This is a genomic window from Nitrosospira multiformis (assembly GCF_900103165.1).
GTDB classification, from domain to species: domain Bacteria; phylum Pseudomonadota; class Gammaproteobacteria; order Burkholderiales; family Nitrosomonadaceae; genus Nitrosospira; species Nitrosospira multiformis_D.
Genome location: NZ_FNKY01000001.1, coordinates 562,646 through 575,253, shown reverse-complemented (window position 1 = coordinate 575,253; position 12,608 = coordinate 562,646). Strand labels below are relative to the sequence as shown.

General features: G+C 48.2%; 14 protein-coding genes, 1 tRNA gene and 2 pseudogenes. 4 read left to right on the top strand and 13 right to left on the bottom strand.

Annotation, left to right across the window (positions count from 1 at the left end; translation table 11 throughout):
- Positions 1-44: 44 nt before the first annotated feature.
- The gene (accB, locus tag BLR00_RS02710; RefSeq protein ID WP_074630692.1) at positions 45-497 is read right to left on the bottom strand and encodes an acetyl-CoA carboxylase biotin carboxyl carrier protein; all 453 of its coding nucleotides are present in this window, start codon (positions 495-497) and stop codon (positions 45-47) included.
- Between the two features lie 199 nt (positions 498-696).
- Positions 697-1,152, bottom strand: coding sequence for a type II 3-dehydroquinate dehydratase (gene aroQ, locus BLR00_RS02705; RefSeq protein ID WP_074630691.1), 456 nt, complete (start codon positions 1,150-1,152; stop codon positions 697-699).
- 388 nt (positions 1,153-1,540) lie between these two features.
- On the opposite strand from aroQ, the gene BLR00_RS02700 reads away from it, so the two are divergent.
- Positions 1,541-1,616: transfer RNA gene (locus BLR00_RS02700), tRNA-Thr, on the top strand.
- A gap of 306 nt (positions 1,617-1,922) precedes the next feature.
- Here BLR00_RS02700 and BLR00_RS02695 read toward each other — a convergent pair.
- The 6 genes and pseudogenes from BLR00_RS02695 to BLR00_RS02665 all read right to left on the bottom strand — a co-directional run.
- A pseudogene (locus tag BLR00_RS02695) lies at positions 1,923-2,246 on the bottom strand (replication endonuclease); the annotation flags it as partial.
- Between the two features lie 252 nt (positions 2,247-2,498).
- Positions 2,499-2,603: a recombinase family protein gene (locus BLR00_RS16795; RefSeq protein WP_074634092.1), complete on the bottom strand. Its 105-nt coding sequence runs from the start codon at positions 2,601-2,603 to the stop codon at positions 2,499-2,501.
- Positions 2,573-2,767, bottom strand: a complete 195-nt coding sequence (locus BLR00_RS17155; RefSeq protein ID WP_371130394.1) for a recombinase family protein — start codon at positions 2,765-2,767, stop codon at positions 2,573-2,575. The genes BLR00_RS16795 and BLR00_RS17155 overlap by 31 nt, the downstream gene beginning before the upstream one ends.
- A gap of 395 nt (positions 2,768-3,162) precedes the next feature.
- Positions 3,163-4,119, bottom strand: a complete 957-nt coding sequence (locus BLR00_RS02680; RefSeq protein WP_074630689.1) for a hypothetical protein — start codon at positions 4,117-4,119, stop codon at positions 3,163-3,165.
- 395 nt (positions 4,120-4,514) lie between these two features.
- Complete coding sequence (locus tag BLR00_RS02670; protein WP_074630687.1) at positions 4,515-5,462, bottom strand: hypothetical protein; 948 nt, start codon at positions 5,460-5,462, stop codon at positions 4,515-4,517.
- 153 nt (positions 5,463-5,615) lie between these two features.
- Positions 5,616-6,137: a DUF3883 domain-containing protein gene (locus tag BLR00_RS02665; RefSeq protein WP_074630686.1), complete on the bottom strand. Its 522-nt coding sequence runs from the start codon at positions 6,135-6,137 to the stop codon at positions 5,616-5,618.
- A 277-nt stretch (positions 6,138-6,414) separates the two neighbouring features.
- Between BLR00_RS02665 and BLR00_RS02660 the strand changes: the two genes are divergently transcribed.
- Positions 6,415-6,684 (top strand): hypothetical protein, encoded by a 270-nt coding sequence (locus tag BLR00_RS02660; RefSeq protein ID WP_074630685.1) that lies wholly within the window; start codon positions 6,415-6,417, stop codon positions 6,682-6,684.
- 28 nt (positions 6,685-6,712) lie between these two features.
- On the opposite strand, the gene BLR00_RS02655 is transcribed toward BLR00_RS02660, so the two are convergent.
- From BLR00_RS02655 to BLR00_RS17150, 4 genes and pseudogenes are all read right to left on the bottom strand, one after another.
- Positions 6,713-7,066, bottom strand: coding sequence for an HVO_A0114 family putative DNA-binding protein (locus BLR00_RS02655; protein ID WP_074630684.1), 354 nt, complete (start codon positions 7,064-7,066; stop codon positions 6,713-6,715).
- Positions 7,063-7,425 carry a toxin-antitoxin system TumE family protein gene (locus tag BLR00_RS02650; RefSeq protein ID WP_074630683.1) on the bottom strand — a complete coding sequence of 121 codons (363 nt, stop codon included), beginning with the start codon at positions 7,423-7,425 and terminating at the stop codon, positions 7,063-7,065. Before BLR00_RS02650 ends, BLR00_RS02655 begins: the two co-directional genes overlap by 4 nt.
- Positions 7,426-7,624: 199 nt before the next feature.
- Positions 7,625-8,713, bottom strand: a complete 1,089-nt coding sequence (locus BLR00_RS02645; RefSeq protein WP_074630682.1) for a phospholipase D-like domain-containing protein — start codon at positions 8,711-8,713, stop codon at positions 7,625-7,627.
- Positions 8,714-8,972: 259 nt separating this feature from the next.
- Positions 8,973-9,287, bottom strand: a pseudogene (locus tag BLR00_RS17150) (phage integrase central domain-containing protein); the annotation flags it as partial.
- 193 nt (positions 9,288-9,480) lie between these two features.
- Between BLR00_RS17150 and BLR00_RS02640 the strand changes: the two are divergent.
- Together BLR00_RS02640 and BLR00_RS02630 are read left to right on the top strand one after the other, a co-directional pair.
- Complete coding sequence (locus tag BLR00_RS02640) at positions 9,481-9,852, top strand: thiol-disulfide oxidoreductase DCC family protein (protein WP_074630681.1); 372 nt, start codon at positions 9,481-9,483, stop codon at positions 9,850-9,852.
- A 671-nt stretch (positions 9,853-10,523) separates the two neighbouring features.
- Positions 10,524-11,843, top strand: a complete 1,320-nt coding sequence (locus tag BLR00_RS02630) for an MFS transporter (RefSeq protein ID WP_256324031.1) — start codon at positions 10,524-10,526, stop codon at positions 11,841-11,843.
- Between the two features lie 208 nt (positions 11,844-12,051).
- Here BLR00_RS02630 and BLR00_RS02625 read toward each other — a convergent pair whose 3' ends face one another.
- Complete coding sequence (locus BLR00_RS02625) at positions 12,052-12,552, bottom strand: hypothetical protein (protein WP_074630679.1); 501 nt, start codon at positions 12,550-12,552, stop codon at positions 12,052-12,054.
- Between the last annotated feature and the right edge of the window lie 56 nt (positions 12,553-12,608).

Sequence of the window (12,608 nt, the reverse complement as noted above, 5' to 3'; positions counted from 1 at the left end):
TATTGGTATCCCTTGTAAAGAAAGATGGAAGATAGCGCTTAAAATCATTCGATCACAAATAGCGGCTCGCCGTACTCGACGGGTTGGCCGTTTTCCACGAGAACCGCTTTGATAATCCCGTCCTTGTCCGATTCAATCTCATTGAGCAGCTTCATTGCTTCAATGATGCATAAGGTATCGCCAGCCTTCACCGTCTGTCCTACCTCTACGAACGGGTTCGCCCCAGGGGTGGAGGTACGATAAAATGTTCCCACCATGGGCGATTTCACCACATGGCCTTGCGTCAATAACTCGGTTGGTGCCGAGGTGGATGCCACGGACTCGGCAGCGGTAGCCGGAGCGACCGCCTGCATGACGGGTGGCGCGGTGACATAAGTCTGAGTAGAGGACGCGGACTTGCTGATGCGAACCTTTTCCTCGCCTTCTGTAATCTCCAGCTCGCCAATTCCCGATTCTTCCACCAGCTCAATCAGTTTTTTAAGTTTTCGCAGATCCATAAAGACCTCCCCGGAACGCTGCCCTTTTGGGCATCTTTAACCATCTAATCCTGCCATCATCAATATAGGATTCTGCTACTTGCAGCATTCCATCAGCCAGAAAGCCGGCGAGAATGGATCCTATCTTCTGTCAATTTCATTCAGTGAACACAGGCACCCGTCAAAACATAGAGAATTTTTCGATTTTGAGGAATGCGCACTAACGGGCTGTCAGCGCATATTTCAAGGCCAGCTCATAGCCTTTGGCGCCCAAACCACTAATAACGCCAAGCGCCAGATCAGAAAAATACGATTCTTTGCGAAAAGACTCGCGAGCAAAAATATTGGAGAGATGAACTTCAATGAATGGCAACCTTGTAGCAGCAAGCGCATCACGCATGGCAATACTGGTATGAGTATAAGCCGCTGGATTAATAATAATGAAATCGACGTTGTCACCCATTGCCTGCTGAATACGATCAATTAATTCGCCCTCAGCATTACTTTGGAAAGCAACTAATTTTATGTCAGATTCTTTAGCTAAATTCAGCAAATTCTCGTTAATTTCTTCTAACGTCACGGATCCGTAGACTTCAGGCTCGCGCTTGCCTAAAAGATTCAGGTTCGGACCATGAAGCACTAAAATATTTTTTGGCCGAGATTCTTTGGTTTTCATCCGATAAGTGTGCCGCAACCGGTAAAAAATGTCCAGATGTTAGATGACAATCGACGAAAATAGAGGAAAATATCTATACTTGACCGTGCTGATAAAAGAAATGGTGTGAAAGCCGGCCACTATGGCATTAAGGCTTCGCCGCATGCTGCCTTGCGCGTCCTTTCCTGTCTTCTCGATAAATCGGGGTGATAAGTCCGATCAGTGATGAAAGGATACGGGCTTGTTTCGGGAGTGCGCGCGCGGTATCTCCGCGGATTGAGCCAGGGGTTTGCGAACTGGCTGCACCTCTCTGGCGTCCACGCCATTCATGCATTTGATTTCAGATGTCAACCAATTTGCCCGCGGTTTCCCAAACCTCTATAATCGTAAATTCGATTTTTTCTTCGAGGCTGTTGTAGCTCAGTTGGTAGAGCAACTGATTCGTAATCAGTAGGTCGGAGGTTCGACTCCTCTCAACAGCACCAATATAATCAGGCTATTAATAAATTGTCTACTGAGAATGAATTACTCATGTAGACATGGTGTAGACAGGACGGTGCTATAAATTGGTTATTAATGGCACTACTTTCGCCCGACATCCGAGAAACCGAGGGTTTAAAGTCCAGTGCGCCTTAACTCATCGGCATGCGAGCACGTTGCGAACAGAGGATAGGTTCGCGGTAAGAATGCTAGCCGCGTCTCCAGGATGGATCGCGCTAAACCCGTTACTGAGGCGAAATCCCAGTGCTCATCTTTCTTTTTGGCTTTTTTGCTATACGGAGAAATTATCGCTAGGCTGATGTCCCTTGTACATAACGATGTGAAAAGAACTGATGCATAACAGTATAGAACACGCCCGTATGCCCTAGCGATTGCGCCACCGCATCAAGCCCGGCAATGCGCGTCATCAACTCTGCACGACGAATCCTTGGATTAGATACGGAAAGATCGGCTAATTGCTGGAGGGTATATTCCTGCCCCAGCTCATTAGTGGCGATGCACTGTTCGAGAATGATCCGGTTACGGCGATTTTGTTTCTGTTCTCTTTGCAGCGTTTCATCACTGACGTACTTGCCCTTGCGGCTATGGACCAGTCCCAAGCGGATAGCGCCATGCTCGAGGTGTCTGACACATGAAGCTTACGCAATGCCCGCCACCACCAATACTCATCCGCAAGACGCGCCAGGATTCCTGTAACCGATACAGGATCAATGAGAGCGCCCATTCCTGTTACGGGAATAGGAGGGTTATTCTTTCCTGTTACCGTTACAGGAGCGCTGGTATTTCCTGTTACCGTTACAGGAATTGGCTGGGTATGGGTTCCTGTTACAGGTGCTGGCTCTCCTGTACCCACGTTTCTTTGCAGCTCACATTTTCGCTTTTGACCGCTCGGAAATCAGTGCGCGCTCGAACTCGGCCAGTGCACCCATGATATGAAAAACTAGTTTCCCGCTTGTGGTCGTGGTGTTGATACCATCGAGAGACTTTCAGATCCCGCCTGGTCTTTTCGTAGTTTATCAATTAACTCAATTAGAAAGCTCAGGGACCGGCTTAGCCGGTCGAGTTTCACTACGAGAACATTACCGGCACCAACCGCCGCAATTGCTTGAAAAAGGCCAGGGCGATTATTAGCGATTCCGCTTACGCCATGATCTGTAAATATTATTTCGCACTCGGGTTTATTTATTCAGTGCGTCCCTTTACAAATCCAGATTCTGCTCGTCGGTCGATACCCGCGCATAGCCGATTTTCATGCTTGACCCCCCAATTGTTTCGCCACAGCCTTTCACCACATTGCGAAACAAAAAAACAATACGTTAGTATTGTCCATTTTAGTGTTGCAAAAGGGACCCCTTGTGCAACACCCTTGGTGCGGGCCATGTTTCTGTTAGCAGCGCGACTGATGCTGGTGATCAAACTTTCCGGAAGCGGACGCAGGAACGTTTGAGTTAAGGGGGCGAAGCATCCGCAGAACGAAGGCTAGGCGTAGGGTGAGACAAATATTCTCGGAGTATGGGCAGCCTATAAAATCTAACGCACAAACGTGTTAAGTATTTCAGAAACATCCGTATAAGGGCATTCACGTCGTTTGATACGCTCCTTTAAAGATTGCGCCGACACTTTAACGGGAGGGTAAGATTTCCCAAATCCCGAAAGCTTGATCGAAAGCTCTCTCGCTGAGGTTAGTTTCTGTCGACGGGCTTCGTATTGCGGGCTTGGGTCACTTACATTATTTTTAAAGTCATACTTCACTATATAGTCAAATTTCGAACTAATAATTCCATTTTCGTCTGAAATGCCGTGTCGCCAGTTTAGTTTTGTTGGCACTCCATCAAGGGATAGCACGACTTGAAGATCTCTTATGTCGAAGAATTTTCCAGCAAAAAGTGAAGAGTTTTGGAATACGACCCCAAAGCTCCACCCTTTCACAACAGCCGTCGAAGCTTCGAGTTGGAGTTTCGCGCCACCTTGCGGAAATATATCCCAGCTGTAATAGCAGCTGCGTTCAAGTGTAGAAGTACCAAATATCCATTCTGAGACAATGGGGCTCCCCTTTGTACTGCTCGAACTTGACAGGTTGGTTGAGGGGCGGGAGGTTACACTTGGTTTCGGTACTATTTGCTCATTTCGGGAATCTTGAGTGGTCCCTTGAAGAATAGTGAATAGTTCAAATTTTCGCTCCGTGCTTAAGTCCTTCGCGTTGGCCACCATCCCACAGAATAGATATAGCGTCCTAGCTTTTACTGCAAGGCTCTCCGAGACGGTGTCCGACCCTTGTTGGAGATTCTTAATCTCATCCTTGAGTTTTCCCTCTATTCCAGAATCGATTTTCGCAATCTTGTACAACGTATTCAGAGCTACGCTAATCTTCCCTTCTTTTTCCGAGGAAACGGAAACGCGTGGATCAAGAAGCGAACAATCTACTTGAGCAGACACGGCAAAGGGAAATGCCCATAATCCAAAATACAAGAAAATCTTCTTAACCATGCCTCCGGTCCATGCAATGTTGATTAACGTCCCTCATTCTCAGTGGGTATGAGCCAAGGAATCTTATCCCATTGAAGTGAATGAGATGCAAGGAAGAATCTGCCACTCACACCTCGATTTCCCATGCGATTTCGCCTATATAGCGCCCCATTATTGAACGGTTGGGAATGCGGTCACATAAACAAGGCCGGTTTCGAACCTGCGAACAACTTGGCTAGTTCTGCATGACGTTTGCCATCGCGGGCCCTTGACTAGTGACAGTCAACTTGTAAAACCAATTGTGATCAATGAAGCGCAAAACCACATCAGGCATCTTACCGATCAGATATGAGCAGATTAGATCGCGATTGTTCTGTGGCGAAAGGGAAGCCTTATGCAACAGTTTATAATCATTTTCAAAGGCGCTGTTTGGCACAGTGTTTGCCGTAGGGTGTTCGGTCAGAGATAGATTGCTCCTTCGGTATGGTTGCTCTGGTCTCTGCGGCTCGCTTCGCTGCCGCTTCAGCATCCTGCATGCGCCCTGCGCCGGAAAGGGACAAAGCGTAATCGTCAAGTACATTAGCATAAAAGGCGGACACATCTGTTTCGATAGCGCTACTCATACTAAGTATGGTACTTTCTGTAATTCTTTCCTGTACTCCAGCGGATGTTTTAGCAGATTCTTGTAGTTGCTGGTTTATCTTGGCTAAAGTATCAGCAGCATTCTGTTGCCTTTCAGCGGCTACTTGTGCTTCCACAGCAATACCTGGAATGGTAAACATTCCAACTACTTGCTCAAGAAAACTACCTTCATTTATTCTCTGAATTTCTTCTAACTTAGAATCTCTTTTTTTCCCTTCTTTTACTATAGTATCTAAAAGCCTAAGAGATGTATTTTCAAAATCAACTTGTCTAGCCATAGCCTGAGCTAATTTCCGCTTTCTGGCGGTGATTATAGGGTCCAATTCAGCCAAAATGCGCTCAAGATAAGACACCGCTTCAGCGAATTTTCTTTGATCCAGGTTCAGGCGCGCTAATTCGGTCAAGGAAAGATAGAATACACCCCCAGTATGCTTATCGAAATCGTTAGCAAGATTAAGTTGGCGCTCTGCTTCCTCGAAGAAGCACGTCACGCCGAGGGACCGGCCATATCCATAGTGGATAACAGCTTTAAAGCGGGAATCGGCTTGGGCAAGATTGGCCTCAGCGAATGCACGAACATAAATGCGGCGTGCTTCATCCCAATCTCCTCGGTCCTGGGCAGCTGCGGCGTTTCGCATATATTCGCCTACGGGTTTTTCGTTAGCAGAGGCATAACCCGCTAGGTTGAGCAAAATAATTAGGCTCGAAATTAATCGCTTCATATATTCTCCAAAATACTCTCTTTGATATCATTTATCGCTTTTTCTCGTGCCGCCGCGGGGTTTAATTATGCATCGTTCGTGCCGGACATATGGGAGTGCGAGCTAAGTAGAAGGGATGATCTTGAAAAATTCATCAGGAAATTCCTCGGCAGCTTAATTTAGAACTGGGATAAGACCAAGACTTGAAAACTTTTCCACATATTTCTCTGCGTCGATAAATTCCCCTACGGTCTGAACGTCTTGCCTGGATTTTCCCTGTGGCTTGAAATCAAGAGAGAGATGGTAACTTGTGCTGTTAGGAAATTTACTGCTGAAGTAATAATGAAGTCCTTCAGCCACTATCGATGCTGGAAAAACATGAATGATTGGCTCAGTTTCTTTGCTCGATATATCTACGCAACACACAAAACGCCTATCAATTGGAATCGTGTCTTCTCTGGGGTGAGCATATTTGCTCTGGAGCATCCATCGGCGGGAGTAAGAAGCCGTTGACTTAACCTCGATAAAAGCGACATTGCCGCTCTTATCAAACGCGAGAATGTCATAGCTAATTGCATTGCCCCACTGTAACGTAACCATGTAACCACGTTGCGCGAGCCTCGACGCAACCAAAAATTCGCCAGTTAGACGATTTAGGTTTTTCCTTTCATTTGAAATTCGACCTACAGTACCCATCCTTACCTCTTAACTATCACTAAATAATCGATCCTAGCCCTTTCTACGGGACCGGACTACAAAGCTTGAGCGATTCTTCGACCCATTTTTTCATTACTGCATCTTTAAACCATGCGGCGGCTCTAGCACGGATCGGCGTTTCAAGATGGTTCTCATTAGCACTAGTGTTTCAAACGCAGGAAGGCTCATTACCTCTTGCGACAGTACCGACTCCAATAGCAGTTTATTGAAAATCTTTCTTTGATTGCAATCTCCAAGTCCTTTTTTCGATTTCCTCATGTTTATAACGCTGTTGGGTTGGCTCATGGTAAGTCCCTTTGTCTTCTACGCCATTACTATTGACAATCATCAGGCCATCGTAATGATTGGCGCCAGCCAGCGAACGCAAGGTATCTTTCACAGCAAGGAGTATAGCTTTTGGGGATCGGTGGATTCGGGATCAAGGTTGCCAGCGATGTGCGATTTCCCAAATGTTAAAGCGATGTTCAGTGCTCAAAATCACTTGCCTTGTTTGGAATTAGTTCCCATCGATTTAATTCATTCCTGAAAGATAATGTATTCAAATTCACACCGATCTATTGAGCGGTCAATATTTGAAACTCAGTAGCATTGACGATAGGACGCACATGCCGGTTCTCGCGCCGCATTTCCACAATCCCATAATGAGACATGGTTTTCAGAGTGCGTGAGAGATTACTGGGCTTTCGTCCGGTAATCGCTGCAAGACCGGTAATCGACTCAGGCTGAGATTCGTGAATGATTGTAAGCAAGGCACGGTTGTCGTCACTCAGGACCTCGGCAAGGGATTTCATCGAGGTAAACCATACCTTTGGTTCCCCAGGTTTGGGCTTGTACGCGCCTTTGGCTATTGCCAACATGCGTTCACGGATTTTCTCTTGCGGCATGATGCCGATCACAATTCTTTTCATAGCTCCATTTCCTTTAATACACGATCCACTTCTTTAAAGAAATCAGCAAGCAGCTGGTAGGCATCCCTGAATTCATAAGGGACTCCCTTATCCGCAATGTGACGATGCTTATGGTCATACGCTAGCCGCTGACCCGCATACTTGAATTTCTTCGGCGGCTTTATGGCATGGCTGTTGTCGTACCCCATGATCCGTTTTCCATAGGGTTCATGAAGCATGAGCGAATAGCGGATACCATGCGGAATTTCCGGGGTTGCCACGACTCGCCATGCCTCGACCTTGACCCAGCATCCCAAATCCTGAGCAATGACATAGCCGTCAAGATCAAGTAGAGCCTCAAGTCCAGCATCAGACTGCATGGCTTAATAATATCATCTGATGATAATCTTTGTATGTTATATCGTCATGAAGTGTTTCGATTCAAGCTCTACCACTTCCGCAGATAGTCTGCCTCCCATGCATTTCGTCTAATTCGCGAACTTGATTTTCTACGGGAATAATAAGAGTTGAGGCAGAATTTTTTATATTTCCCCAAAATTTCAAATTAATGCGTTTGAATTATAGGCACGGGGTTAAGCCTCTTTTATTTTCCAATACATCGCATCGATCAGAAAACGCCTTAAAAAGCATGGGATTGCTTGAAATGGCGGCAATTTCATGGTTGAGCCAGAATGATGGCCTCGTCCAATTGAAGCTACCAAAAATGGACCAGACCTCATCGTTATCCTCCACTAATACGAACTTGAGGTGCATTGGAAGATCTTCAGGATCTCTGATTCGCCTGAACTGAACGTTGGCGGCGAGCAACCGCTGCTCCACCTTTGCAGTGACTCGCTTTGGCGCTGCGTCTGCGAATATCTCCAATGCCACGCCTCGATGGGCGAGTCGAAGCATAACATCTACAGCACTCTCCGTTCTAATGTGGGATGCTACGATACGGACACGAGCATTGTCGCCCACCTGGCTCAAGAACTTCACCACCGGATGTGGATGCACCCGGGGCCAGAAGTAAATAGCGGTGTCTGGGCCATTAACCGTCCGATTTGCCTCTGTGGAGAACCGGTAAGTGAGTCCCGGAGGGAACCGCTGTAACTGCCGAGCATGTTTTACCAGTTGCTCAATCAGCATAGGGTCGGTGAACCCGACGAGCACGTTATGGCCCCTGTCCTGGTCGCCTATCTCTCGGTTGATCTCCCGCTTTTCATCCGACATGTTTCCTAACGGATTGAAAGAGCCGATGAACGCGATGGGTTTGGGGTGCGAGAAACAGTAGAGTTTTTCATGTAATTGTGGTTTCCACGATCTGCCTCGCGGTGCTGGTATACCCGGCAGAGTTACCACGCTAAGTCCTTCATCCAGACCATCAGGGCCGGAGAGCATAGCGATCACCGCGTCATTGGCAGTGGGGATGCGTGGCCTGCCTGCCAGGGTCAAACCAACCTTTACCCCCCGCCTGTGAGCCTGAACGAGCGCCTCGGCCAGCCTCAGATCACGAAAATAGTAGGTAACCCAATCGATCGATCCGCCGCATGGAACCGCAGCGATACGCTCTGCCAATATATTGCGCAGGTAACCTGGAGGCTGGTCGGGACCGCCGAAATATGTCTCGAAGAGAGACTTTGTCTCCACAATTAACTCTGAAGGCATTTGTCCTTTTTACCGAACAGGATCATGTGGATTTGATCCGGATCTTGTCTGCGTGCACTTCTATCAAAGCCACATAACGAGGCGATACACCCTGTATGAGAGGCTAAAGAGCAACGCAAGCGCGAGAGGGAACAGGATAAACGGGATCGGGAGCTCGGTAAAAAAGCACGGGGTTCTGTCTTGCGTAGAATAACAGCACAAATAATGTTTGATCTATTCGGGAAAAAATCGCCAGATAGAATTTGGAGCATAGACGATTTTAACCGAACTGAGCTTGCTTAACTGTCAACCTACCATATCCAACATTTTTCACGCTACACTTATTAATGACAAATGTACATAATCTAAATGGGCTATGCTCATCGCGTTGAATGAACCTGTCACGCGAATGCTCTCTGTTAAGCTTAATACCGGTTGCGGAGTTTTTCTCCCATAGCCCCGCAGATATCGCCCATCCAAATATGCCCGATATCAACGCGTTAACCCGGTTTGCAGTGCTTGGATGACCTGCCCTAGTTATGCTGCCGCGTATCGAAACAACATGTGCGCGGTCAATGACGGACAATTTTTTGTTTCCTAAGCGTTTGCAAGGTGGTTGACGTACCGCGGCTCATCCTCTTTCCATACCCGCTTGTTTCTTTTAGAATGCCGTTCAAGATATTCAGCGAACAGAACGGAAACATCCACTTATTTCTAGCCACTGCTGATAGCTATAGTGAACTGCGGAGCAATATCTCTGCAGCATTAACTATATATTATGGGGATCTGTGAGTACGGAACGAGGAAAGGTTACTGTTTATTATGATGGCGCCTGCCCAAGTTGTGTCAAGGACAGGCGGAGTTATGAACGGCTCGCGGGCAGAAATGGGGATGATGTGGTCTGGGTCGACATTACCGGCAAAGACAACGAGTTGCGCCAGTGTGGCATCGATCCTCACAAGGCGTTAACGGAGCTGCACGTCAAAGACGAAAACCAGAAAGTTTTTTCCGAGCTGGATGCCTATATTGTCCTCATGAGCAAGGTCTCGGTATTGAAGCCGCTGGCCTGGTTTATTGGATTGCCCTTCATTCGGCCGTTACTTAGCCGTTTTTATCATTGGCAAGTTAATCGAAGGCTTCGGCGCGACAAACGGCTATAGCGATGTTCTGAAACGCCCTGCGCTAATGTGTTGCGGTATGGAATGCTCCACATCTTAACCAACAACAAAAACGCAGGGCAGAATTGCCGCTTCCGGATTTCGGTGCGTAAGCGGGTAAGTAAACGGGTAATAGTCCAGCGGTAGGCTTATGCGGGGGGATTTTCCTTCCGTTGCGTCGCCGCCGCGGACAGACGCCGTTCCCGCCAGAAGCACATCACTATCATATTGATGCATTGGGTCAAAAAGCTGAGGGTATATGAAGCTGCCGACTCGAAAATTGTATGCATTATCGGGTTTCCTTTTTAAGTCGCTGTCTGTGCCAGCGAACCGATTAAAGAAATACCAGGAAAGAATCAAGCTACTTGTGATATTAACGTTCTTGCCTGAAATAGGTTTACGCCATGATTGCATCTTACGGGTTTTGTGAGCGTTGCCTATTGGACCGTAGTACTAACCGGATGTTCATAAATTGGCGCGCAGCCTCGTTGGTCTTTCGTTTTCTATGGAAATTTTGCTCAATCGGGCGTATGAATAACTACACCCTCTTTTATAAAATCCCAGGGAAATAAAAATCCTGCGCAATCATCAAGCGAACTTATAAAACGACCTGACTAGAGAATCTGTTCGAAATGGGGGGATAACATAATAAGATTATTGAAGGGGCTGCGTTCATGCCCTTAGAGGATCAATCATCGCACCTTGCGGCGGGCGTCAGCCGGCGTGAGGTTTGGTCGTGGGCAATGTTTGATTTTGCCAATTCGGGCTATACAACGGTAGTCATCACTGCGATTTTCAATGCTTATTTTGTTGGGGTGGTAACAGGTAACCAGGAATGGGGAACATTTGCCTGGACTGTGGCGCTGGCGGTTTCGTATGCGCTAATCATGCTAACGGGGCCGGCATTGGGCGCCTATGCTGACGCATATGCCGCAAAGAAACGCCTGCTTCTCCTTACGACCATGGGTTGTGTCGTCTTTACCGCGATGCTTTCGCTGGTGGGACCGGGGGATTTGTGGCTGGCGGTGGTACTCATCATTCTTACCAATTTTTTCTTCGGTTGCGGCGAGAATTTGATCGCCGCATTTCTGCCTGAACTTGCACAGGGTGAAGCGCTGGGGAAGGTGTCCGGCTGGGGGTGGAGTCTCGGCTATATCGGCGGATTGGTGAGCCTGGGTTGTTCGCTTGCGTACGTGACGTGGGCACAGGGGGAGGGAATGCAGGCTGCACAGTTTGTGCCGATAACCATGCTGATAACCGCTGGATTGTTTGCGATCTCCAGCGTCCCCACCTTTCTTTATCTGAAGGAAAGAGCCCAACCTCAGGCGCATCTTGCCGGACGCAGCGTGGTGCGCGAAGCATTTTCCCGCCTGGGCGAAACGTTCAGCCATGTACGGGATTACCGTGACCTGGGGAGATTTCTTGCCTGCCTGGTATTTTATCAGGCGGGAATCCAGACGGTAATTACGCTGGCCGCGATATACGCTCAGCAGGCAATGGGCTTCAGCACGAGTGATACCATGCTTCTGGTCCTGGTAGTCAATATCACCGCCGCGGCGGGCGCATTCGCGTTCGGCAGTCTCCAGGACAGGATGGGCCATATTCCCACCATAGCGCTGACCCTCATCGGTTGGATTATCATGGTGCTGGTGGCATGGATGGCAGATAGCAGCGCTATGTTCTGGCTGGCAGCCAACATTGCAGGCCTGTGCCTTGGCGCCTCCCAGTCAGCGGGAAGGGCGCTGGTGGGGTACTTCAGCCCCGGCCCCCGCCGCGCGGAGTTTTTCGGACTATGGGGACTTGCGGTAAAGCTGTCGTCGATTTTGGGCCCTGTGACATATGGCCTGGTAAGCTGGATTTCAAGCGGCGATCATCGTCTTGCCATGCTGATTACCGGCATCTATTTTATTATCGGGCTGATAATACTAATGGGCGTAGACGTTAAGCGGGGACGACGAGCCGCACTACAAGGCGAAACAGCTCCGGAAAGATAAACCTGAATCCGGGAATTAATCGCTCATTTGTCACTTTAATTCCATGACCCACAAAGATTCTTTACGCTACCTGACCTCATTCTTTTGGTGAGTTCGCTAGGGAGCGGATTCAGGATAAATGGGTATCAATTTCGATATTGCGTGCGTGGTGCACCGTCGGTTTTTACCCCTTCCAGACTACGACGCCCCCTTTCTAACCGGAGTATCCTCAATGATCGTGATGATGGTGGCCACCGTGTTCACCCGCTGATTCCTTGCCGGTTCCAGTCTTTTCCGCAGGTTTCTTGGCGGTTGTCTTGGACTTTGGCTTGAGCGGGGTAAAACGGGCGGACTGGGCCTCCTGATCCGGCAGCTTGACGAATACGATAACTACCGTTTCGGGAGTGATGGAGAAGTCTCCGGCACCCTTGAGCGTGTTATCTCCTCCTGACTCCAGTTTGATCGAGGTTTTGGGCTTCGCCTTTCCAACTTGAAAAGCTGCCTTGCCTATGCCACCTTCAGCGCTGATTTTATTATCTGCGTGATCCATGACATAAAGCACGATTTCATTTTCCTTGGTGACGAGCTCCAGGTGGTAGGGTCCCGCCATGCGCATCTGGCCGCCATGCGGCGCAGCGATGGAATCGAAATATGCTTCGGTATGCGCTCCGGCGGGCGATGACACGGCCAACGTAGCACTAATTAGAACGGCGGCCATCGATTTGTTCATTTTTTAACTCTCCTTAACTGACTGTTAACCAATTTTTCAAAAACAACACCTGACTT

What these genes read in the sequence shown, in the direction of transcription:
- BLR00_RS02680 (WP_074630689.1), bottom strand. Translation starts at nt 4,119, where the DNA reads ATGGTTAAGAAGATTTTCTTGTATTTTGGATTATGGGCATTTCCCTTT.
- BLR00_RS02645 (WP_074630682.1), bottom strand. Translation starts at nt 8,713, where the DNA reads ATGCCTTCAGAGTTAATTGTGGAGACAAAGTCTCTCTTCGAGACATAT.
- BLR00_RS02665 (WP_074630686.1), bottom strand. Translation starts at nt 6,137, where the DNA reads ATGGGTACTGTAGGTCGAATTTCAAATGAAAGGAAAAACCTAAATCGT.
- BLR00_RS02650 (WP_074630683.1), bottom strand. Translation starts at nt 7,425, where the DNA reads ATGCAGTCTGATGCTGGACTTGAGGCTCTACTTGATCTTGACGGCTAT.
- BLR00_RS02625 (WP_074630679.1), bottom strand. Translation starts at nt 12,552, where the DNA reads ATGAACAAATCGATGGCCGCCGTTCTAATTAGTGCTACGTTGGCCGTG.
- BLR00_RS02670 (WP_074630687.1), bottom strand. Translation starts at nt 5,462, where the DNA reads ATGAAGCGATTAATTTCGAGCCTAATTATTTTGCTCAACCTAGCGGGT.
- aroQ (WP_074630691.1), bottom strand. Translation starts at nt 1,152, where the DNA reads ATGAAAACCAAAGAATCTCGGCCAAAAAATATTTTAGTGCTTCATGGT.
- BLR00_RS02630 (WP_256324031.1), top strand. Translation starts at nt 10,524, where the DNA reads ATGCCCTTAGAGGATCAATCATCGCACCTTGCGGCGGGCGTCAGCCGG.
- accB (WP_074630692.1), bottom strand. Translation starts at nt 497, where the DNA reads ATGGATCTGCGAAAACTTAAAAAACTGATTGAGCTGGTGGAAGAATCG.
- BLR00_RS02655 (WP_074630684.1), bottom strand. Translation starts at nt 7,066, where the DNA reads ATGAAAAGAATTGTGATCGGCATCATGCCGCAAGAGAAAATCCGTGAA.
- BLR00_RS02660 (WP_074630685.1), top strand. Translation starts at nt 6,415, where the DNA reads ATGTTTATAACGCTGTTGGGTTGGCTCATGGTAAGTCCCTTTGTCTTC.